Below are 20,895 nucleotides of genomic sequence, written 5' to 3' on the forward strand. Positions count from 1 at the left end.
TGGGTCATGCCGTCGACTCTAACGCCAGTTCCGGCCGGGGACGCAGTTCCAGCGCGTCGTCGGCGACCGGGCCGGCGGTAAGCAGGTCGGTCAACCAGCCGTGGCCGGGCAGCCGCCCGTACGGCTGGATGTCGATCCACGGTCGCAGCACGAACGCGCGCAGGTGCGCGCGGGGGTGCGGCAGGGTCAGCTCCTCCTCGTCGCTGAGCACCGGCTCGTCGTCGTCGCCCCAGACCGCGATCACGTCCACGTCGAGGGTGCGCGGCCCGAACCGCCGCTGCGGGTCACGGACCCGGCCGGCCGCGCGCTCCGCGGCCCGGGCCCGCTCCAGCCAGTCGCGGGGCGTGGCGGCGGCGTCCTGGGCCAGCAGCACCGCGTTGAGGTACGCGGGCTGGTCGGCGTCCCCCCACGGTGGAGTCTCGTACACGCCGGAGACCACCAGCACGGTGTCACCGAGCGTGGTGACGGCCGTCCGCAGGTGCTCCAGGCGGTCGCCGAGGTTGCTGCCGAGCGAGAGCACGGCCCGGGTCATCGGGTACGCGTCCGGGTCATCGTGACGGCCACGTCGGTGAACGTGTGCGGCACCGGCGCCTCCGGCTTGTGCACGGTGACCGTGGCGGTGCGGACCCGCTCGTCGGCCAGGCAGACGGCGATCAGCCGGCCGGCGAGGGTCTCGATCAGGTTGACCGGCTCGCCGGTCACCACCGCCACCAGACGTTCGGCCAGCTCGCCGTAGTGGACCGTCGCGGTGACGTCGTCGCTGGCCGCCGCCGGGGCGAGGTCCAACTCCAGGACGGCGTCGACCACGAAGTCCTGCCCCTGGGCCCGCTCGAAGTCGTACACCCCGTGCCGGCCGCGGGCGCGCAGGCCGGTCAACTGGATCCGGTCGCTCATCGGTCTCCCTCTCGCCGGCCGGCGGCCGCTCGTACGGGCCGCCCAGCCGGGCTGGCTGGCACCAGGCGCGGGCTGCCGGTGGCGGCCCAGACGGCGAGCGCGTCCACGGTGGCGCGCACGTCGTGTACGCGTACGCCCCAGGCGCCCGCCGCGACGGCGAGCACGCTGGTGGCCACGGTGGCGGCCTCCCGCTGAGCGGTGGGTCGCGGTGTGCCGTCGGCGCCGGCGAGGAGTCGACCGAGGTAGGACTTGCGGCTGGCGCCGAAGAGCAGCGGGTACCCGAGGTCCAGCAGCTCCGGCAGGCGAGCGCTGAGCTCCCAGTTGTGGGCGGCCGTCTTGGCGAAGCCGAGGCCGGGGTCGATGACGATGCGGTCCGCCGGGACCCCGGCGGCCAGCGCCTCGTCGATCCGCTGGGCCAGCTCGCCCCGCACATCGGTCACCACGTCGGTGTAGCTGGCCAGGTCGCGCATCTGCCGGGAGTGGCCCCGCCAGTGCATCAGGACCCAGGGGCAGCCGGCGTCGCGGACGACGCGGGCCATGTCGGGGTCGGCCAACCCGCCGGAGACGTCGTTGACCACCGCCGCGCCGGCGCCCAACGCGGCCTCGGCCACGCGCGCCCGGCTGGTGTCGATGCTGACCGGCACACCGGCGGCGGTCAGCTCGCGGATGACCGGCAGCACCCGCTCGGCCTCCGTCACCGCGTCGATCCGCTCGGCGCCGGGACGGGTCGACTCACCGCCGATGTCGATCAGGTGCGCCCCGGCCTCGCGCAGACGGACGCCGTGTCCGACGGCCGCGTCGAGGTCGGCGTACCGTCCGCCGTCGGAGAAGGAGTCCGGCGTGACGTTGAGGACGCCCATCACCACCGGGCCCGGAGCCCGTACCAGATCGGTCACGACTAGACGGTACCGGTCGTGGTGGCGGTACCCGGCGGCCCGGGTCGACCACCCCTGACGTGCTCGTTAGAACAGGTGTACGATCGGTCATCCGGGCAGCAGCAGGCAGTCCCTTCGCGGCTTGTCGCAATCCGGGGCGGCCCGTACGCTTTGGAATTGGCCAGCATCGAGATGGCGAAGCTTGGAGGGAGGGCCGAAGCGGGGGAAAACGCCCAAACCTCGCCACCCTCCGTGGTGAGTAACGAACGCAGGGTCAAGAACGCTGCGCCCTGTGGAGCACATTTCCCGCCAGGCTCGTCCATTGCACCGCTGCGGCACCGCCGGCCGCGCTATGGGGAGGTTCCAGTGATCGCCTTCGAGCTCATGGAGACGGCGTCTTCCGGCGTCGCCCACGCGCTCTCCACCCTGGCGTCGGCTCCACTCGCGGAGCCGGCACCGAAGGGGATCGACACCAACAGTGTCGTCACCTTCTTCGCCAGCAAGATCGCGCCGATCCTGCTCGCCGTCCTGGGCGTCATCTTCATCGGTCGCGCCAGCCGCGGCGAGATCTCCAAGGTCCTGACCAGCTCCGCGATCGCCATCGTCGGGCTGGCCTTCATCGCCGGCGCGGCCACACTCTTCTTCGTCGGCGATTACCTGATCGACCTGATCTTCGAATAGGCGCGTTCACCAGATGCGGCTACGCACCGACGACGACATCTACCGGGCCCGCCTGGTCTACCTCGGGCCGCCCGGCTACACCCTTCCGGTCCACCTGCCCTACGCCCAGTACGGGCTCTTCATGCTGCTCGTCCCCCTCTACATGTTCATCCACTGGCTGTTCACGTTGACTGTCGAACTCTTCCCAGCCTGGGAGATCGCGCTCGCCATCGTGACCACGTCGTTCATCTTCCGGCACGTCGACCCCGACCGGCCGGCGCGGGTGGTCATCCGCACCGCGCTGACCGACTGGCGACGTACCCGGGAGCCGGCGATCGAGCAGCGCGACCCGCGTCTGGTCGGCAGCCGGATCAGGATCCGGGAGGAGCTGGCATGACCGGGCGTACGCCGAGCGGTCTGTTGCACGACGCGGGTGAGGCGGTCGCATGAGTCGCTCTTCCACGCCGGGTTCCCCGGCCGGCCGCCCGGCCGTGCCGGCCAGTCACCGTGCGCAGTCATTCGATTACCCCGAGGCCGAGGACGAGGTGGCGCTCGACCCCGCGCTGGTGACCTCGCCCGGCCACGGCGCGGTCGGTGTGTTCCAGGCACCTCGGCCGGTCACCCGCCGGACGCCGCCCGCCGAGCCCAGCGCGGTCTCGGCAGGCGAGAACGCCGACATCGACTCGCCGTTTCTGGACCTGTTCGGTGGCGCGCGACCTGGTGGTCCACGGGCCGTGACGGCTGGCCCCGCGACCCGGAGCCAGCCAACGGTCCCGCAGCAGCCGCCACCGGTCGCCCCGACCCCGGCCCGACCGGCGCCCGAGTTGGAGCCACCGTGGACGCCCGACGACCGGTCCACCAGCGACCGACAGGCCGTCGAGCCACGACGGGCGGACGCCTACCCGGCCGGTGAATCCCGGGTGCCGCATCAGGCGGGCGACCGACGCCCGATGCGGTACCCCTCGGACGACCCCGAGCCGACCGCCGCAGGCGCGTCCGCGTCGATGGCCACCGGCCCGGCACCCCGGACGTCCAGCGCCGCACCCGTCGTCCCACCGACGGCATCGGTGCAGCGTCACATCGCGCCGGCGGAACGGCCGGCCACCGCCGCCCCGAGCGACCGGCCGGCCCTGGAGCGGGCGCCGCGCCGCCCCGGGTCGGAGCGACCCAAGGGGGCCGGGAAAGAGGTCGCGCCACCCCGCCAGCGGGCCGCGAGCAACCAGGACCGGCCGATCAAGCCGGCCCGGGTCCGCGCCCCGAAGATCAAATTCGGAGACCGGGATCCGTCGGTCGAGCTGGCCATCACCGAGATCGCCGGCCACCTGACCTTCACCCCCAACACGGTCACCGCCTGGTACTGGCTGCCCGAGGTCCGCTGGGCCTTCCGCCCGGACGCCGAGCGTGAGGCGCTGCTGTCGGCGATCTCCGAGCAATACGCGGGCCTGGCCGGTTTCCGGCTGCACCTGCGCCGGACCACCCGACCGTTCCCCGCCGACGAGTGGGCGCGCACCATCGACGCGCACACGCCGGCACCGCTGCCCGACGTCGCCGGCACCACCGGCTGGGCGGACCACCTGGTCGCCGCCCAGCGGCACCTCATGGCCGTCAACCACGCCGAGGGGCAGACCTACCTGGGCGTCACCTTCGCCCGCCGCTCCCTCGGCGACTCCATGACCGAACGCCTGCTCCGCACCTTCGGCCGGGGCACCGCCGATGGTGAGCGCCGCAAACTGGGCCGCACCGTGGAACAGTTCGACGAGGTTCTCGGCGCGTTCGGCATGCGCGGCCGACGTGTCACCGCCCAGGAGCTGGAGTGGCTGCTCTACCGCTCGGTGGCGCTGTGCATGGCGCCCCCGGGCCGGCTCTCCCCGGTGACCGACGGCCGCTGGGAGCGCGGTGACCTGCTCGCCCTGACCGAGCAGGTCGAGCGCTACCGCACCCCGTACGGCTCGACCGTGAAACTGGTCAACCGGATGACCGGCGAGGAACGGCACGTGGCAGTGCTCGCCGTCGGCCGGATGGAGCCGCTGGAGATCCCGGAACGGCACGAGCCCTGGCTGCACTTCCACGAGCGACTGCCCTGGCCGATGGAGATCTCCACCCGGGTCGACATCCTCGGTTCCGGCGACTCGTTCCGCAATCTCGAACACCGGCTGCGGATGATCCGCTCCCAGCAGCTCGACTACGCCGAGCACGGCATCGACGCGCCACCGGAGCTGGAACGCCTCGCCAAGCGGGCGCTGGTGATCGGCGACGAGATGACCACCGGGCTGCCCGTCGACTCGGCCCGCGCCCACGGCTGGCACCGGATCGCGGTCGGCGGCCGGACCAGGGAGGAGTGCCTGGAGCGGGCCCGGCGGCTCATCCAGCTCTACTCCCGGGAGCTGCGCATCTCCCTGCAGCACCCGAAGAACCAGGACTGGCTGGCTCGCGAGTTCATCCCCGGCGAGCCCATCGCCAACACCGGCTACGTCCGCCGGATGCCGGTCCCGCTGCTCGCTGCCGCGCTTCCCCAGGCCGCGTCCACCGTCGGTGACCGCCGGGGCGACCTCATCGGGCGTACCGCCGGCACCTGCCGCCGCCCGGTCTTCCTCGACCTGCACTTCCCCATGGAGGTACGCGAACGCTCCGGGCTCGCGGTCTTCGTGGCCGAGCCGGGCGGTGGCAAGTCCACCCTGCTCGGCGCGCTGGGCTATCTCGCCGCCCGACGAGGGGTCCAGGTGACCCTGCTCGACCCGTCCGGGCCGCTGGCCCGGCTCTGCGCCATGCCCGAGCTGCGGCCGTACTCCCGGGTGTTGAACCTGACCGGGTCGGAGCACGGCACCCTGGCGCCCTACTCGCTCATCCCGACGCCACTGCGCAGTGAGTTCGCCACCGGCGCCCCCGGTGACCGCGAGTTCGAGATCGCGGTCTCCAACGCCCGGGCCGAGCGGCGCATGCTGGTCCAGGACATCTGCATGATGCTCGTGCCGCCGCAGGTGGCCCGCGAGGCGTCGACCGCCACCCTGTTCCGGCACGCCGTCCGGCAGGTCCCCGCCGAGGAGACGTCCACCCTGGACGACGTGGTGAGCTGCCTCGGCCGGCTCGACGACGACGCCGGCAAGGAGCTGGCGAACCTGCTCCTGGACACCGCCGAGATGCCGCTGGCCATGCTCTTCTTCGGTCGGCCGCCGGAGGGTCTGCTCGGTGCCGACGCGGCGCTCACCGTGATCACGATGGCCGGGCTCCGATTGCCCGACCTGAAGATCGAACGAGAGTACTGGTCGGCCGAGGAGGCCCTCGCCCTGCCGATGCTGCACACCGCGCACCGGCTCGCCGTCCGCCGCTGCTACGGCGGGTCGATGTCGTCCCGAAAGCTCGTCGGCCTCGACGAGGCGCACTTCATGGAGGGCTGGCGGTCGGGCCGCTCGTTCCTGGTCCGGCTCGCCCGGGACTCCCGAAAGTGGAACCTCGCGGCGCTGGTCGCCTCGCAGAACCCCCGCGACATCCTCGGCCTCGACGTGCAGAACCTGGTCTCCACCGTCTTCGTCGGCCGGATCGCCGAGGACGCCGAGATCGCCTCCGAAGCGCTTCGGCTGCTGCGGGTGCCGGTCAACGACGGGTACGAGGCCACCCTGGCCTCGCTCTCCGCCGCCGACACCAACTCGGCCGACCGCCTCGGCTTCCGGGAGTTCGTGATGCGCGACGTCGACGGTCGGGTGCAGAAGGTCCGCGTCGACGTCTCGTACGTCGACGGCCTGCTGGACCACCTCGACACGACGCCCGCCGCGATCGCCGCGGCGGCCGGAGTCCTGCCGAGCATCTCCCTGCCGGATCTGGAGGCGTGACATGGCTGGGCCCCGGGCACGGATCGCGTCGTTCCTGCTCGCGCTCGGCGTGCTGGCCGGGGCCACCCTCAGCTGGCCGCTGCTCGGCGCGGAGGCGGCCGCAGCCGCGCCACCGGTCGCCCAGGCCCGAGCCGACCTCTGCACGACGGCCGAATGGCAAGCGGACTTCCGGGCCTGCGTAGGGAAGCTCCAGGCGGTCAGCGAGGACGAGGTCAAGTGCCGTAACGCGCCGACCCCGGGCACGCCGGACTCCGGCCTCGCCGGCTGGTTCGCCGCCGCGCCCCCGGCTGAGGCGGCGAACGGAGTAGCCGGTCGGTACAGCCTCTACGGATACGCGGGTTACAGCTACAACACCTACGACATCGACGGCGGATGCGCGTCGAGCGTGCTGCATCCGGATTACAAGTTCACCACGACTGTCGCAAACGGCGAGTTCATGGTCGCCACGGCGATCATCGGTGCGTCGAACGCGCTCAGAGAACGCGCCTGGGATCCCGGCTCGATGTGGGGCTGGGCCGACCCGCTGGTCGAGAAGGCGACCAAGGCCGTCTACGAGAAGGTGTTCAGCGTCTTCGGGATCGTCACCCTGTGCGTGGTGGGGCTCTATCTGCTCTGGCGATCTCGCCAGTCCGACATGAGCAACGCCATGACCACCGCCGGCTGGGCCTTGTTGGTGATGGTCGCGGTCACCGCGCTCGCCGCCTGGCCGGTGAAATCAGCGAACATCGCGGACGGCGCGCTTGTCACCAGCCTCGGGGTGGTGCACGACGCGGTGGGCCCGCAAGCGAAGGAACCCGCACCCGGACGATGCATCGATCCAGATCGCTGCAAAGACCTCAGAACTCCGGCCGTCCGCGCGAGCGACACCGCTACCGAGACCATGCTCTATCGGAACTGGGTCCGGGGAGTCCTCGGATCAGCGGACAGCGAGACGGCCCGCAAGTACGGTCCGGCGCTGTACGACGCGCGATCTCTGACCTGGGGCGAAGCACAGTCCATGCGCGCCAACCCGGCCACCCGGGAGGCGACGATCAAGGCCAAGCAGCAGCAGTGGGCGCGGGTGGCCGAGCAGATCCAGACCGAGGACCCGGAGGCGTACGAATACCTCCAGGGTGTCCGGGACATGGACCGGGTCGGGGCCGGGTTCATCGCGGTGCTGGCCTCGGTCCTGTTCGCCATGTTCGACCTGACCGCGTCGCTGCTGGTCCTGCTGGGCTTCCTGATCTTCCGATGGGCGGTGATCGCGGCACCCATCCTGGGCACGGTGGGGTTGCTCCGTCCGGCCAGTGCCGGCCTGCGGCGGCTCGCGAACGCCGTGGTCGCCGCGATCTTCAACATCGCCATCTTCGGCACCGGCGCCGCTATCTACCTGTTCGCGGTCGATTTGATCATGAGTACGCCCACGCTGCCCGGCTGGCTCCAGGTGGTGCTGGTGTGGTTGTGCGGAGTGGTCGGCTGGCTGCTGCTGCGGCCGTACCGGCGGATCACCCAGCTCGGCGGTAAGGACAGCAGCGAGGCGGTCAGCTCGGCGGGGTCCTGGCACCGCCGGTTTTTCCGGGACATGCGGACGGCGGCTCGGCTCGACGTGGCCGAGCCCGGGGGCACGATGGAACCGGTGGGCGGACGCCGCCGGTCGCCGGACGCCGAGCAGACCCGGCTGCGCCCGGAGGCACGCCGGGAAGACCCGGCCCCGACGCCGACGCCAACCCCGGTCGCGGGCCGAGGCGCCAGCGACGGTCGACCGGACGGTCAGGAACGCGCCGATGAGGCGCCGACGAAGGAGACCGGCAACCGAGGTCGTCCGGTGCCACCGCAGCCCCGTCGACGGCAGCCGGCGACCTGGACCGAACCGGACGTGCCGTCGGAGAACCCGTCGTTCGTGGTCTACCGGCCCGGCTCCACCGAACGTGCGCCGGACCGCACCGGACCGCGGGTGCGCTCAGAGGCTCGGTGACCGCGATGCGACGGGCCCTGGAATTCCTCTTCACCCGGGCGCTGCGGTCCCGACTGGGAGTGGCGGTGGTGATCGCGGTACTGGTCTTCGGGGTGATCGGGGCGGCCCGCCTCGCGTCCGGCCCGATGGACCCGGCGGACGGCTTGAGCAGCCGACCGAACCGGCCGATCACCACCGTCGACCCGACGGCCGGTGACGACGGGGTGACCTCCACCGAGGCTCCGCCGTCGCCGGTCACCCGGCCCGGCGCCCGCACGCCGGAGCAGACCGCCGACCGGTTCGCCTCCGCCTGGCTCGGCCGACCCGGAATGACGGCAGAACAGTGGCAGGCCGGCCTGCGGCCGTTGTCGACGCCGGCGCTGACCGAGAAGCTGGCCGGCGCCGAGCCCGGCGGAGTGCCGGCCGAGGAGGTGACCGGCCCACCATCGGTGCGATCGCGTACCGACACGTTCGTCGAGGTGCTGCTACCGCTCGACACCGGGCGGCTCCGGTTGGAGCTGGTGGTGGCGGACGAGGGTTGGCTGGTCGACGTTGTGGACTGGGAGCGACAGTGACCGCCGGCCGAGCAGGCCGTGCTCTTCGCCGCCCGATTCGGGTCGGCGTGATCGCCTCCGTGCTCACCGGGGTGCTGCTCCTGCTCTGCTGCACCGGAGGCACCGCGGCGTTCTTTCTCAGCGGTCTCGGCGGCGACGCGCAGGACGGGGACGCCCTGGCAGGTTGGGGCTGCGGACCCGTGCGTCCGGTGGACATCGCCGGCGAACTGCCCCGGTTTGCCGAGTATGGCGACGCGCAGATCCGCAACGCGGCGATCATCATCAAGGTCGGTCAGGACATGGGGGTGCCCTCGCGTGGCTGGGTGATCGCCCTGGCCACCGCGATGCAGGAGTCCGCGCTGCGTAATCTGGCGAACACCGGGGTGCCCGCCTCTCTCGCCCTGCCGCACGAGGGCGTCGGCGCGGACCACGACTCATTGGGTCTGTTCCAGCAGCGGCCGGGATGGGGCTCGGTCGCCGAGCGGATGACTCCCGCGTACACGGCCCGGAAGTTCTACGAAAAGCTCGTGAAGGTACGCAGCTGGCAGCGCCGACCGCTGACCGTCGTGGCCCAGCAGGTGCAGATCAGCGCCTATCCGGACGCGTACGCCAAGCACGAGGAACTGGCCAGCAAGATCGTGGACGCGCTGGCCGGTGGCGCGGCCCGCACCGTCGAGATCAACGGCAAGGCGGTGTGCGACGCAGCCGAGCGCGGCCAGATCGCCGCCTCCGGCTGGACCGCGCCGATCTCCGGTGACGTCGGCTCCGGCTTCCGGACCGCCGAGCGACCCAGCCACAACGGTGTCGACATCGGAGCGGCCAAGGGCACCGAGATCCGCGCCGCGGCCGCCGGGCGGGTGCTGGTAGCCCGCTGCGACCCGGACAATCGTGGACGGCGAAGCTGCGACGTGGACGGGTACCCCGGCAAGGGCGGCTGTGGTTGGTTCGTCGACATCCTGCACGCCGGTGGCTACATCACCCGGTACTGCCACATGGTGGTCCATCCCCGGGTCGCACCCGATCAGATCGTGCCGGCCGGCGAGGTGATCGGGCAGGTGGGCAGCAGCGGTAACTCGTCCGGCCCGCACCTGCACTTCGAGGTGCACCTGCGCAACGACCGGTCCAGCCGGGGCGCGGTCGACCCGATTCCGTTCATGCGCGAGCGGGGCGCACCGCTGCGCGGCGCGGAGTGAGGCTGTCACGGGCATGACCGGACCGATGCCGGACCCGTTCGCCGACCAGCCCGACTGGGCACCCCGGCCGCCCCGCCCACTGACCATCGTGCCCGCGACCGGACGCGTGGAGCTACGCGGGCAGCGGGTGCTGGTCGGTCTGCCCGGGCTGGGCTGGCGAGGCGACCTGCGCGCGGACGACCGCGTCGTGCAGGGTGCCCGGACCTACGTGCCGGTCATCCCCGAGCACGAGTGGTACCGGGCCGAGGCCGACCAGGTCGAGGTGTTCGCGCCGCTGGTGCCGGTGGAGCGGGTCTGGGTGGAGACGGTCGGCGAACGGCCCGGATCGGGGGGCACCCGGGACACCGGAATCCGGCTGGTCTCGTTGGACGGGCCGTCCCATCGGTCCCCCACGCCCGTCTTCGAGGCGGACGCGGTCACCGGACGCCGGGTGGTGCACGTCGAGGGTGGGCTGGAACACCGGGACATGCGGGCCGTCACCGAGACCTACTCGGGCGCCGAAGGCGACATCTGCGTGCGGATCACGCCCGAAGTGGAGTGGTACCGCTGGGCCTGGCGCGGCCAGTCACCCACCACCCTGGAGGTACCAGTCCATCTGTTGTGGATCGAATGACGACTAGCTGACCTTCGTACCGGCGCATACACGCCAGCCATCTCTGTCTTGGACATCGAACCGCCAAGTGTCAGCCAGACTTTGTTGGACTCCGTCGATTGATGCGCTGCGGCGGATAACAGCGACGACCGAGGCGTCACTCGGACTGACTTTGGAGACCGCAACACCTTCGATGTTGATTGAAAATGACACGTCGAGCTCTTGTTCTCGGCGGACCACTTGTGCACCGAACTCATCCAGCTCCGGAACTACACCGTCACAGGTGAATAGCCTGGCCCTGTTGGGCTCGCGAGACACAAGCGCTGCCTGTAGGTAGTTGACGACGACGACGTCGGGGGCGCTGCGGTCGGGGGCGGCCGCGCGGTTGTACAGCACGTACCCCGTCGCCACAGCGCCGAGGCAGAGCAGGGCGAGCACCCCACCGACCACGGTGAGCACCGTACGCAGTCGGCGGCGGCGCGGTTGTGGCGCCGGCGCTGGCGGGGCCGGCGGCAGCTGCTCGGACGGGGTCCGTTGGGCCGGTACGCGGGAGACCTGGGAACCGGCGGGGGGCTGCACTGATTCCACCTCCTGAAGTTAACGGCTGGACGGCCCGGAGCCAATGCCTCAGATCCAGCGGATCGTGACGGACCCCTCCCCACCGGTGAGATCCGCGACAACACCGGCGCACCACCGCGGTACCTCCCGGAGGAGCGGCTCCGGCTGGGATACCGTCACTGCTCGGGGAGGGGTTGCCAACCTCGGGTGAGGGGGTGGACACGGTGGCCGGTCCGAAGGCACGCACGAACCGAGCGGCGGCGCTGCACCGCCGGGCCGCAGCTGTCGTGACCGCCGCCGCCGGCATCCTCGACGAGACTCGACCGGCCCCCGCGGATCAGCGCCGCCAGTACGAGTTGGCCGACCGACTGCGGGTGGTTGCCGCGCGGCTGGCCCCGGGCTGGTCGGGCGCCAATCTGGACTCGCTCACCGTGGATTCTCCGGCGGGTGACGGCCCGCCGCCCTTCGTGCGGGTGGGTACGGCGGCGCCGTTGGATGACGCCCGTTTCCCCGCACTCGTGCCGTTGATCGGGGCCGGGCACCTGAGTGTGGACACCGATGCGCGGGAGCCCCGGGTGGCGGGGCTGCTGAGGGCCGTGCTGCTGCGGTTGCTGGGCGGGGCGCCCGCCGGGGCGCTGCTGGTGCGCGCGGTGGACGCCACGGGTGCGGTGCTCACGCCGTTCGGCGCGCTGGCCGATGCCGGGCTGCTGCCGCCACCGGCGGTGGACGTGGCGGGTCTGCGGGCGGTGTTGACGGAGGCGGAGCAGTGGGTGACCCCGGGTGCGAGCGGGCGTCGTCGCCACGACCGCACCCTGCTGCTGGTGGTCGCCGCGTTGCCGGAGCTGACCGGTCCGACCGACCTGGCGCGGATCGAGGCGCTGGCCGAGCAGGGGCCCACGGCCGGCCTGCACCTGGTGGTGGCCGGTTGGCCGCCACCGGGCCCGTACGCGTCCCGGGCACCGTTGCCGCAGGCCACCTCACTGGTGCTGCGCAACGCGTACGCGCTGCTCGGCGACCCGCCGGGGGCGTCGTTCGCGGGCCCCGGAGCCGAGCCACCGGGCGGGTTGAACTCACCGGTCTTCGTGGAGACGGACCCGCCGGCGGATCTCGTCGACGCGGTCTGTCGACGGCTCGCCGCCCAGGTGGAGGCGGGCTCCCGGTTGGCACTGGCCGATCTCCTGCCGGCGACGGGTGAGCGGCTCTGGGAGGCGGACTCCTCGGACAGCCTCACCACGATGGTGGGTGACGCCGGGGGCCGGCCGGTGCCGCTGGGCTTCACCGAGTTGACCCCGCACTGGTTGGTCAGTGGCCGGTCCGGGGCGGGACGTGCGGCGTTCCTGACCACCGCGCTGCTGGGGCTCGCCGCCCGGTACGGCCCGGACGACCTGGCGCTCTACCTGGCGGATCTGGGCGACGGTGAGTCGTTCGTGGAGTTTCTGCAGACCGAGCGGGACCGCTCCTGGATCCCGCAGGTGCGGGCCGCGGCCATGGCCGCCGACCGGGAGTACGTCCGGGACCTGCTCGACCAGCTGACGGCCGAGGTGCAACGCCGCGCGGAGGCCGCCGGGCGGGCCGGTGGGCAGCGCTTCGCGGAGCTGCGCCAGCACCGCTCGCTGCCCCGCATCGTCTGTGTGGTGGACAATGTGCCGCTGCTCTTCGCCGAGCGGGATCGGCTGGCCGCCGAGCTGACCGCGCAGGTGGATGGGCTGGCGCGCGCCGGTCGGGCGTACGGCGTACACCTGGTGCTGGCCGGCGCGGGCGAGCTGGGATTGAGTGGCCGCGCGGACGCCGGGCACCGGGATTCGGTTCTCGGACAGTTCCCGGTGCGGGTGGCGTTGCCGGGCGGCGGCCCGGTGCTGGAGCCGACCAACGACTCGGCCGCGGGGCTGCCGGTGGGCAGCGCGGTGGTGAACACCGCCGGAGGGCTCGGTGGTCCCCAGGGCGCGATCCGTGGCCACGAGCGGTTGATCCGGCACCCGGATCCGCTGGACCATCCGGAGGTCGTCGAGCAACTGCGGCACGAGCTGTGGGCGGCCCGGCCGGCCGGGTCGGCGCCGCCGGTGGTGTTCGCCGGTTACGCTCGCCCGCTGCTGAGCAACGATCCGCGTCACCGGGCGGCTCTGGCGGGCCAGGCACACGGACCGGCCGCTCTGCTCGGCCGGGCGGTGGACGTGGCCCGTACGACGGTTGCCGTTCCGATGGGGCCGGCGGCCGGGCGCAACCTCGCGGTGCTGGGCTCGGGGCCGGCGGCGGGTGGCCTGTTGGCGACGGCGGCCCGGAGCACCGCGGCTCATCATCCGCCGGGCACCGCCCGGTTCCTGGTGGCCGCGCCGGACCAGGGGGCACGCCCCCTGGCGGAGGCGTTGACGGCCGAGCTGGCCGCCCGCCATCCGGCGTGCCTGGTGGACGTGCCGACGCTGCTCGCGGACACCGATGGGGAGCTGCCGACGTACCTGGTGGTCTTCGGGTTGGATCGGCCCGGGCCACGGGAGTTGCCGGCCGACCGGTTGCGCGCGCTGCTGCGGGACGGGCCGCCGGCGGGCCGGCACCTGCTGGGCTGGTGGCGGGCGGTGCCGCCGTTCGCCGCGCTGCTGGAGCCGGACGGCGAGGTCGACAAGCTCGCCGCCGTCGTGGTGCTGGACGTGCCGGCGGCGCAGCTCGCCGCCGTCTTCGGCCGGCCGGTCCAGTGGCGGGCACACCCGGACCGGGCGGCGCTGTGGGACGGTCCGGACGAGCGGGGCACGGTCCTGGTGCCGTTCGCCGACAAGGTGGGGTGAGCGGGCGGTGCACGCGGGAGGTGTCGGTGTGGGGTCGAACGTTACGGTGACCGGGCCGGGGCGGCAGCGGACCGCCGGGGCGGACGGCGATGGCACGCCGGCGGCCGTGGAACCCGTCAGCGGCTGGGCCGAGTACCTGGCGGCGGCGCGGCAACTGGATGCGGTCCGGCGCGGCGCGGCTGCCGCCGCCGGTGAGCAGGCCCGCTCGGCGGAGGCCGCCCGGGAGGAACTGACGGTCGTGCGTGCCGGGCTGGCGAGTCAGCAGGAGCGGCTGCGGGAGCGAGGCGTACCGGCGATCTCGCTGGTGCCGTCGCCGCCGGAGCTGACCGAGGCGGCCCGGTCGATGGTCGGCGGCCCGGCCGCCGTACTGGCGGCGCTGCGGGCCGCGCGGGGTCGGGCCGAGGCCGCGGACGCGGCGTTGGCCGCGCGTCGCGGCCTCCGACCGGCCTCCTGGCCCACGCGGGCCCGCAACCTCCTGGTGTACGGGCCGTTGGCGCTGCTGGTGCCGCTGATCCAGGTCATCGTGTACGCGACGACGGGTACGGGCCCGGCCAGCGTGACGGCCCTGATCGCTGGGCTTCCGATGCCGGCGGTCGCCTTCGTGGTCGGCTGGGTGGGTGTCGGTCGGCTGTTCCAGGCGAGCCCCGGCGAGCGGCTGGACCGGACGGTGCGCCTCGGTGCGCTGGTCTGCCTGGTGCCGGCGGTGCTGGTCACGGCCGGCCTGCTCCTGGCCCTGCTGGCCGGCTGACCGGCTGACCGGCTGACCACCCCGCAGACGCGACGGCCGGCCACCCTCAAGACGCGACAGCCGGCCGTCCCGGAAGAGGGCGGCCGGCCGTTGTCGCGTCCGGGAGGTCAGCGGGGAATGATCAGCGCCATCGCCTCGGCCCGCGACTTGGGGTCGGACTGCAGGACGCCGCGCACCGCCGACGTGATGGTCTTGGCACCGGACTTCTGGATGCCACGCATCGCCATGCACATGTGCTCGCATTCGAGCACGACGACGACGCCGCGCGGGGCGAGCTTGCTCATCAGCAGGTCGGCGACCTGCGAGGTGAGCCGCTCCTGCACCTGGGGTCGGCGGGCGAAGACCTCCACGAGGCGGGCCAGCTTGGACAGGCCGGTGATCCGCCCGTCCGGGCCGGGGATGTAGCCGATGTGCGCGCTGCCGCGGAACGGCAGCAGGTGGTGCTCACAGAGGCTCATCACGTCGATGTCCCGGACGATCACCAGCTCTTCGTGGTTGGCCTCGAAGGTGGTGCTGAGCACCTGGGCCGGGTCGACGCGCAGGCCGGCGAAGAGCTCGGCGTACGCGCGGGCCACCCGGGCCGGGGTCTGCTGGAGGCCGTCGCGGTCCGGGTCCTCGCCGACCGCGATCAGGATCTCCCGGACGGCCTTTTCGATCCGGCCGAGGTCGACTGCGTCCTCGATCGGGCGCCCGGTCAACCGGCCGCTGATCAGCCGGGCGGCAACGTAGTCCAGCCCGTCGTCGCCGTCGGGCTCGGTCGCGGAAACGGCCAGCTCCCGGTGAGGGGAGCTGGCCGTCGGGTCGTCGCTCAGTGCGTACCGTCCGAGTTGTTGGACGGCGGGCCGCCACCAACGGACGCCTGCGCGCCGTCGGCCTGGGCCTGCGCCTTGAGCTTGTCCTTCTCCGCAGGGGTGAGCACGGGCGGCTCGGTGGACGGCTGGCGCTTGCCGAAGCCGTTGTACGGAGCCAGCGGCGGGCGCTTGACGACCCGCGCGCAGATCCGCGCCATGTCGGCCGTGGAGAGGGTCTCCTTCTCCATCAGCTCGAGCACGATGCTGTCCAGGACGTCCCGGTATTCCACCAGGATCTCCCAGGCCTCGTCGTGCGCCAGCTCGACCAGTGCCCGCATCTCGCCGTCGATCTCGGCGGCCACCGAGTCCGAGTAGTCCCGCTCGTGGCCCATGTTGCGGCCGAGGAACGGCTCGTCCCCGCTGGTGCCGTACTTGATCGCGCCGAGCTTCGAGCTCATGCCGTACTGGGTGATCATCGCGCGGGCCAGCTGGGTGGCCTTCTCGATGTCGTTGCCGGCGCCGGTGGTCGGCTCGTGGAAGACCAGCTCCTCGGCGGCCCGGCCGCCCAGCGCGTACGCCAGGGTGTCGATCATTTCGGCGCGGGTCTGGGTGTACTTGTCCTCGGTCGGCAGCACCAGGGTGTGGCCCAGCGAGCGGCCACGGGACAGGATCGTCACCTTGTGCACCGGCGCGGCGTGCGGCAGCGCCCAGGCGACCAGCGCGTGCCCACCCTCGTGGTACGCGGTGATCTTCTTTTCGTTGTCGCTCATCACCCGGGTGCGGCGCTGCGGACCGGCGACCACCCGGTCGATCGACTCTTCCAGCGAGTCGTTGGTGATCGCCCGCTGGTCCTTGCGTGCGGTGAGCAGGGCCGACTCGTTGATCACGTTGGCCAGGTCGGCACCGCTGAAGCCCGGGGTACGTCGGGCCACCGCGTCGAGGTCGACGTCGGGGGCGAACGGCTTGCCCTTGGCGTGCACCCGCAGGATGGCCTTGCGACCCTCCATGTCGGGGGCGTCCACCGGGATCTGCCGGTCGAACCGGCCCGGGCGCAGCAGCGCCGGGTCGAGGATGTCCGGTCGGTTGGTGGCCGCGATCAGGATGACCCCGCCCTTGGTGTCGAAGCCGTCCATCTCGACGAGCAGCTGGTTGAGCGTCTGCTCGCGCTCGTCGTGGCCGCCGCCCATGCCGGCGCCACGGTGCCGGCCGACGGCGTCGATCTCGTCGACGAAGACGATCGCCGGGGCGTTGGTCTTGGCCTGCTCGAACAGGTCGCGGACCCGGCTGGCGCCGACACCGACGAACATCTCCACGAAGTCGGAGCCGGAGATGGAGTAGAAGGGCACCCCGGCCTCGCCGGCGACCGCGCGGGCCAGCAGCGTCTTGCCGGTGCCGGGCGGGCCGAACAGCAGCACGCCCTTCGGGATCTTGGCGCCCAGGGCCTGGTACTTCGCAGGGTTCTGCAGGAAGTCCTTGATCTCGTACAGCTCTTCGACGGCCTCCTCGGCACCCGCGACGTCCGCGAAGGTCGTCTTCGGAGTGTCCTTGGTGATCATCTTCGCCTTGGACTTGCCGAAGTTGAGCACCCGGGAGCCGCCGCCCTGCATCTGCGACATGAAGAACAGCAGCAGGAGCACGAGCAGCGCGATCGGCAACAGGTTGACCAGCAGGCTCACCCAGATGCTGTCCGACGAGACCTTGGCGTCGGCCGGGCCGGTGACCCGGTTGGCCGCCTTGGCGTCCAGCACCTGGTTCCAGATCTCGTCCCCAGCCTGGTACGGGAACTGGGCCTCGATCCGGTCGGTGTTGGTCTCACCGAACTTGGTCTTGTTCTTCAGGTCCAGCTGGAGCGTCTGCTCCTTGTCCTGGAAGACGACCTTGTTGATCTGAGCGGTGTGGAGCTGGTCGAGCGCAACGGAAGTGTCCACGCGGTGGTAGCTGGGACCAGCGGTGAACAGCTGACTGAGCACAACGGCGCCGAGGATGACCAGGATGATCCAGACCACCGGTCGGCGGAAGAAACGCGTACGTTCCATACTGTTGTCGAGCGCCGGAGCGCCCGCATCCTCCTGATCGACGTCCTGACCGTCTGATGGTGTCGCCGCCCTGGGCGGCGTCGGAGCCGCCGTGCGGGCCGGCCTCGACCCCGAGGCGCGAAAACTGCCGCGCCGCGGTCATTCGACGGTACACCGTGTACGCGAGGAGTGAGCTTGCGAGCCCCGCAGTGGTGTATCAATCGAAGGCCCCGTGTACGCGAGGAGTGAGCCCGCGAGCCCCGCCCTCGGTTCTCCGTCGCCATCGACGACGGGCTCCGTGAGCGGCCTCGCCAGCCCCGCACCAGGACGTACGGCGGGTCCGGGCAAGAACCGGCGTGGCGGGGAATCCAGCCCGGCCACCCGCACGCCCGGTCACGCGGTCGAGGAGCCGGGCACGGAGTTGCCTCCGCGCCACCGGGCTCCACGGTAACCGGAACAGCTGGGAGCCCGCTGAACGTCGGCTTGACGAATACCGATGCGAGTTGCTCTCACGCCGCCGGGCGCGACCCGTCGGGACGGTCGGCCGGCATCAGGACCGGGCGTAGACCTCGGGCTTGAGCACCCCGACGTAGGGCAGCTCCCGGTACCGCTCGGCGAAATCGAGGCCGTACCCGACCACGAACTCGGTGGGGATGTCGAAGCCGACGTACTTCACGGCCACCGGCACCTTGACCGCCTCCGGCTTGCGGAAGAGCGCGACCACCTCGACGCTCGCCGCCGAGCGCGACTCCAGGTAGCGCAGCAGCCAGGAGAGCGTCAGGCCGGAGTCGACGATGTCCTCCACGACCACGACGTGCCGGCCGGCGATGTCCCGGTCGAGGTCCTTGAGGATGCGGACCACTCCGGAGGAGGTGGTGCCCTGGCCGTAGGAGGAGATGGCCATGAAGTCGAGTTCGGCCGGGGGGCCGTTGCGGCCCAACGCCCGGGCGAAGTCCGCCATGAACATCACCGCGCCCTTGAGCACGCAGACCAGCAGCAGTCCGTCGCCCACGTGGGCGTAGTCGGCGGAGACCTGCTTGGCCAGCTCCGCTGTCTTCTCGCGGATCTGCGCCTCGGAGATGATCACGTGGTCGATGTCGGCGTCGTACCAGGAGCCGTCAGCCATGACTCCTAGCCTGCCGTACGTCGGATGGCCTCCGTCGGCGGGGCCGCACCTTTTGGTGCGGTCCCGCCGGGGATCTTCGGCGCAAAGGGCATCAAACGCATCAGCTGGTGCGAGACCGCCAGCGGCGGCCGTCCTCGCTGGGCTTCCAGTCGGCCGAGTCGTGGCTGTCCGCGGTGAGGCCGGCCGCCGAGGCGGCGACGAGCAGGACGAGGAACAGGAGGAAGAGCAGGAACTCCATGGCGGCGCTCACTTTCGCATGGTTGCTGTCGGTTTCGCCGCCGGTGCGCACCGGACTGAGACCAGTCTGCGCCGACTCCCGCCGGCCGGACAGTGGCAGAGATGCCACTGGGCATCGATTTACTGCCACCTCTCGGGTTACCCTCGTCACATGCTCCGATCCGTCGCCGTCCTCGCCCTCGACCAGGTCGCTCCCTTCGAGCTCGGTGTGCTGGCCGAGGTGTTCGGCACCGACCGGACGGCCGACGGCTTCCCCGCGTACCGCTTCGACGTGTGCAGCCCCGACGGCGCTGCGGTCCGGACGTCCGCCGGCTTCCACCTCACCCCGAACGCCGACCTCGGCCCGCTGGAGGAGGCCGACCTGGTGGCCGTCCCCGCGCACAGCGCGGGCACCGTCATTCCCGACCCGGTGCTCGACGCGCTGCGCCGGGCCGACGCGCGCGGCGCGCACCTGTTCAGCGTCTGCTCCGGCGCCTTCCTGCTCGGTGCGGCGGGCCTGCTGGACGACCGGGAGTGCACCACCCACTGGCGCTACGTCGACGAGCTGCAACGCCGGCATCCCCGCGCCCGGGTGCGCTGCAACTCGCTGTACGTCCAGGACGGTCGGCTGCTCACCAGCGCCGGCACGGCGGCCGGCATCGACGCCTGCCTGCACCTGATCCGCCAGGTGCACGGCTCGGCCACGGCGACCCGGCTGGCCCGGCGGATGGTGGTCCCGCCACACCGCGACGGCGGCCAGTCGCAGTACGTCGAGGCGCCCATCCCCCGGGCCCCCGAGGCGCCGACCCTGGAGCCGGTGCTGGAGTGGCTGATGGGGCACCTGGACCGGACGATCACGGTGGAGGAGCTGGCCGCCCGCGCCGCCATGGCCCCGCGCACGTTCGCCCGCCGGTTCCGCGCCGAGACCGGCACCACGCCGCACGACTGGCTCACCAACCAGCGGGTGCTGCTCGCCCGACGGCTGCTGGAGGAGACCCCGTTGAGCGTGGAGGCCGTCGCCGACCAGGCCGGCTTCAGCGACGCGGCCGCGCTGCGCCACCACTTCAGCCGCCGGGTCGGCGCCACCCCGCACAGCTACCGGACCACCTTCCGGGACCGGGCGGACGGCGCCGGGGCTCTCAGCCCGAGCTGAGGGCCGTCAGCCGGTCGCCACGACGGAGTACGCGGACACCCCCGGGCAGGTCGGTGGGACCCTGACCGTGCCAGTCGGTGACCAGGGCGTCCAGAGCGGCGACGTGCCGGTGCGACAGCGCCCCGGGCACCGCGCCCAGCTCCCGCGCCCAGGCGTGCAGCACCCGACCGCGTACGGCGGCGGTCAGACCGGCCAGCTCCGGCACCGCGAGCCCACCGGCGGGGTGCCGGGCCGCCGCCAGCGCCGTCGCCGCCGTCTCGTCGAGGGCGGCGTTGTCCGCCGCCACCAGTCGGGCGGTACGCGCCAGGTTGTCCACCACGCCCGGCCCGAGCGCCCGCACCAACGCCGGCAGCACGTCGGCCCGCACCCGGGAGCGGGCGTACGACGGGTCGGTGTTGTGCGGGTCCTGCCACGCGCTGAGACCGAGCGCGGCACAGGCGGCGCGGGTCTGCTCCCGACCGATCTCCAGAAGCGGGCGCAGCAGCGGCACCCCGGCCAGCTCCCGCCGGCCGGGCATCCCGGCCAGCCCGCGTGGACCGGCGCCCCGGGCGAGCGCGAGCAGCACGGTCTCCGCCTGGTCGTCGCGGGTGTGCCCGGTGAGCACCGCGACCGCCTCGTGCTGCCGAGCCGCCTCGGTCAACGCCTCGTAGCGGGCCTCCCGGGCCGCCGCCTCCGGGCCACCCGGACGCCCGGCCACCCGCACCCGCACCGCCACCACCGGCGCGAACCCGGCCTCTCGGGCCCAGCCGGCCACCGCCTCCGCGCGCTGCGCCGAGCCCGCCTGCAGGCCGTGGTCGACGGTCACCAGGCCGGCGGTCCGGCCCAGGCGGGGCGCCACGAACACGGTGGCCGCCGCCAGGGCGAGTGAGTCGGAACCACCGGAGCAGGCGACCAGCACCGGGCCGCCGGACGGCAGGTGAGTCAGCGCGCGGCGGACCGCCACCCGGATCGCGGCCACCGGCGGCGCGAGCGCGCCCATCGAC

The 20,895-nt window shown here is 72.5% G+C and carries 19 protein-coding genes; 10 read left to right on the forward strand and 9 right to left on the reverse strand.

Going from position 1 to position 20,895, the window contains the following annotated elements; translation table 11 throughout:
• Positions 1–4: 4 nt before the first annotated feature.
• From folK to folP, 3 genes are read right to left on the reverse strand one after another with little or no spacing between them, the layout of a single operon-like run.
• The gene (gene folK / locus ABZT87_RS14255) at positions 5–532 is read right to left on the reverse strand and encodes a 2-amino-4-hydroxy-6-hydroxymethyldihydropteridine diphosphokinase (RefSeq protein WP_355064943.1); all 528 of its coding nucleotides are present in this window, start codon (positions 530–532) and stop codon (positions 5–7) included.
• The gene (gene folB, locus ABZT87_RS14260) at positions 529–894 is read right to left on the reverse strand and encodes a dihydroneopterin aldolase (protein ID WP_355135783.1); all 366 of its coding nucleotides are present in this window, start codon (positions 892–894) and stop codon (positions 529–531) included. The genes folK and folB overlap by 4 nt, the downstream gene beginning before the upstream one ends.
• Positions 891–1,790 carry a dihydropteroate synthase gene (folP, locus tag ABZT87_RS14265; protein ID WP_355135785.1) on the reverse strand — a complete coding sequence of 300 codons (900 nt, stop codon included), beginning with the start codon at positions 1,788–1,790 and terminating at the stop codon, positions 891–893. The genes folB and folP overlap by 4 nt, the downstream gene beginning before the upstream one ends.
• 345 nt (positions 1,791–2,135) lie before the next feature.
• On the opposite strand from folP, the gene ABZT87_RS14270 reads away from it, so the two are divergent.
• Genes ABZT87_RS14270 through ABZT87_RS14300 form a run of 7 tightly spaced genes read left to right on the forward strand, consistent with a single transcriptional unit; the run spans position 2,136 to position 10,549 of the window.
• A complete protein-coding gene (locus ABZT87_RS14270) occupies positions 2,136–2,450 on the forward strand; it encodes a hypothetical protein (protein ID WP_030327982.1) in 315 nt (104 codons plus the stop codon).
• Positions 2,451–2,463: 13 nt separating this feature from the next.
• Complete coding sequence (locus ABZT87_RS14275) at positions 2,464–2,826, forward strand: hypothetical protein (RefSeq protein WP_007466101.1); 363 nt, start codon at positions 2,464–2,466, stop codon at positions 2,824–2,826.
• Between the two features lie 49 nt (positions 2,827–2,875).
• Entirely contained in the window at positions 2,876–6,256 is a 3,381-nt protein-coding gene (locus ABZT87_RS14280; RefSeq protein ID WP_355135787.1) for an ATP-binding protein, read from the forward strand.
• Between the two features lies 1 nt (position 6,257).
• The gene (locus ABZT87_RS14285) at positions 6,258–8,210 is read left to right on the forward strand and encodes an MFS transporter (RefSeq protein WP_355135789.1); all 1,953 of its coding nucleotides are present in this window, start codon (positions 6,258–6,260) and stop codon (positions 8,208–8,210) included.
• Positions 8,207–8,764 carry a hypothetical protein gene (locus tag ABZT87_RS14290; RefSeq protein WP_355135791.1) on the forward strand — a complete coding sequence of 186 codons (558 nt, stop codon included), beginning with the start codon at positions 8,207–8,209 and terminating at the stop codon, positions 8,762–8,764. The genes ABZT87_RS14285 and ABZT87_RS14290 overlap by 4 nt, the downstream gene beginning before the upstream one ends.
• Positions 8,761–9,936, forward strand: a complete 1,176-nt coding sequence (locus tag ABZT87_RS14295) for a M23 family metallopeptidase (RefSeq protein WP_354861087.1) — start codon at positions 8,761–8,763, stop codon at positions 9,934–9,936. The genes ABZT87_RS14290 and ABZT87_RS14295 overlap by 4 nt, the downstream gene beginning before the upstream one ends.
• 13 nt (positions 9,937–9,949) lie before the next feature.
• Positions 9,950–10,549: a hypothetical protein gene (locus tag ABZT87_RS14300; protein WP_355135793.1), complete on the forward strand. Its 600-nt coding sequence runs from the start codon at positions 9,950–9,952 to the stop codon at positions 10,547–10,549.
• Positions 10,550–10,552: 3 nt separating this feature from the next.
• On the opposite strand, the gene ABZT87_RS14305 is transcribed toward ABZT87_RS14300, so the two are convergent.
• A complete protein-coding gene (locus tag ABZT87_RS14305; RefSeq protein WP_355135929.1) occupies positions 10,553–11,107 on the reverse strand; it encodes a hypothetical protein in 555 nt (184 codons plus the stop codon).
• Between the two features lie 194 nt (positions 11,108–11,301).
• On the opposite strand from ABZT87_RS14305, the gene ABZT87_RS14310 reads away from it, so the two are divergent.
• Positions 11,302–13,863 (forward strand): FtsK/SpoIIIE domain-containing protein, encoded by a 2,562-nt coding sequence (locus tag ABZT87_RS14310; RefSeq protein ID WP_355135795.1) that lies wholly within the window; start codon positions 11,302–11,304, stop codon positions 13,861–13,863.
• A 46-nt stretch (positions 13,864–13,909) separates the two neighbouring features.
• Entirely contained in the window at positions 13,910–14,611 is a 702-nt protein-coding gene (locus ABZT87_RS14315; RefSeq protein ID WP_355135931.1) for a hypothetical protein, read from the forward strand.
• A gap of 107 nt (positions 14,612–14,718) precedes the next feature.
• Here the strand turns inward: ABZT87_RS14315 and folE are convergent, their stop codons facing one another.
• From folE to ABZT87_RS14335, 4 genes are all read right to left on the reverse strand, one after another.
• Positions 14,719–15,384, reverse strand: a complete 666-nt coding sequence (gene folE / locus ABZT87_RS14320; protein WP_355135933.1) for a GTP cyclohydrolase I FolE — start codon at positions 15,382–15,384, stop codon at positions 14,719–14,721.
• A gap of 35 nt (positions 15,385–15,419) precedes the next feature.
• Complete coding sequence (gene ftsH / locus ABZT87_RS14325; protein WP_355135796.1) at positions 15,420–17,438, reverse strand: ATP-dependent zinc metalloprotease FtsH; 2,019 nt, start codon at positions 17,436–17,438, stop codon at positions 15,420–15,422.
• 529 nt (positions 17,439–17,967) lie between these two features.
• Entirely contained in the window at positions 17,968–18,543 is a 576-nt protein-coding gene (hpt, locus tag ABZT87_RS14330; RefSeq protein WP_354860805.1) for a hypoxanthine phosphoribosyltransferase, read from the reverse strand.
• 100 nt (positions 18,544–18,643) lie between these two features.
• The gene (locus tag ABZT87_RS14335; protein ID WP_234587421.1) at positions 18,644–18,793 is read right to left on the reverse strand and encodes a hypothetical protein; all 150 of its coding nucleotides are present in this window, start codon (positions 18,791–18,793) and stop codon (positions 18,644–18,646) included.
• A gap of 138 nt (positions 18,794–18,931) precedes the next feature.
• Here ABZT87_RS14335 and ABZT87_RS14340 point away from each other — a divergent pair, with 138 nt between their 5' ends.
• Complete coding sequence (locus tag ABZT87_RS14340) at positions 18,932–19,912, forward strand: helix-turn-helix domain-containing protein (RefSeq protein WP_355135798.1); 981 nt, start codon at positions 18,932–18,934, stop codon at positions 19,910–19,912.
• Here the strand turns inward: ABZT87_RS14340 and tilS are convergent.
• Positions 19,899–20,891: a tRNA lysidine(34) synthetase TilS gene (gene tilS / locus ABZT87_RS14345; protein WP_355135800.1), complete on the reverse strand. Its 993-nt coding sequence runs from the start codon at positions 20,889–20,891 to the stop codon at positions 19,899–19,901. The genes ABZT87_RS14340 and tilS overlap by 14 nt on opposite strands.
• Between the last annotated feature and the right edge of the window lie 4 nt (positions 20,892–20,895).

This window comes from Micromonospora sp. NPDC005237, from assembly GCF_040607775.1.
Lineage (GTDB): Bacteria > Actinomycetota > Actinomycetes > Mycobacteriales > Micromonosporaceae > Micromonospora.

What these genes read in the sequence shown, in the direction of transcription:
- folK (WP_355064943.1), bottom strand. Translation starts at nt 532, where the DNA reads ATGACCCGGGCCGTGCTCTCGCTCGGCAGCAACCTCGGCGACCGCCTG.
- folB (WP_355135783.1), bottom strand. Translation starts at nt 894, where the DNA reads ATGAGCGACCGGATCCAGTTGACCGGCCTGCGCGCCCGCGGCCGGCAC.
- ABZT87_RS14275 (WP_007466101.1), top strand. Translation starts at nt 2,464, where the DNA reads ATGCGGCTACGCACCGACGACGACATCTACCGGGCCCGCCTGGTCTAC.
- ABZT87_RS14280 (WP_355135787.1), top strand. Translation starts at nt 2,876, where the DNA reads ATGAGTCGCTCTTCCACGCCGGGTTCCCCGGCCGGCCGCCCGGCCGTG.
- ABZT87_RS14285 (WP_355135789.1), top strand. Translation starts at nt 6,258, where the DNA reads ATGGCTGGGCCCCGGGCACGGATCGCGTCGTTCCTGCTCGCGCTCGGC.
- ABZT87_RS14300 (WP_355135793.1), top strand. Translation starts at nt 9,950, where the DNA reads ATGACCGGACCGATGCCGGACCCGTTCGCCGACCAGCCCGACTGGGCA.
- ftsH (WP_355135796.1), bottom strand. Translation starts at nt 17,438, where the DNA reads ATGGAACGTACGCGTTTCTTCCGCCGACCGGTGGTCTGGATCATCCTG.
- hpt (WP_354860805.1), bottom strand. Translation starts at nt 18,543, where the DNA reads ATGGCTGACGGCTCCTGGTACGACGCCGACATCGACCACGTGATCATC.
- ABZT87_RS14340 (WP_355135798.1), top strand. Translation starts at nt 18,932, where the DNA reads ATGCTCCGATCCGTCGCCGTCCTCGCCCTCGACCAGGTCGCTCCCTTC.
- tilS (WP_355135800.1), bottom strand. Translation starts at nt 20,891, where the DNA reads ATGGGCGCGCTCGCGCCGCCGGTGGCCGCGATCCGGGTGGCGGTCCGC.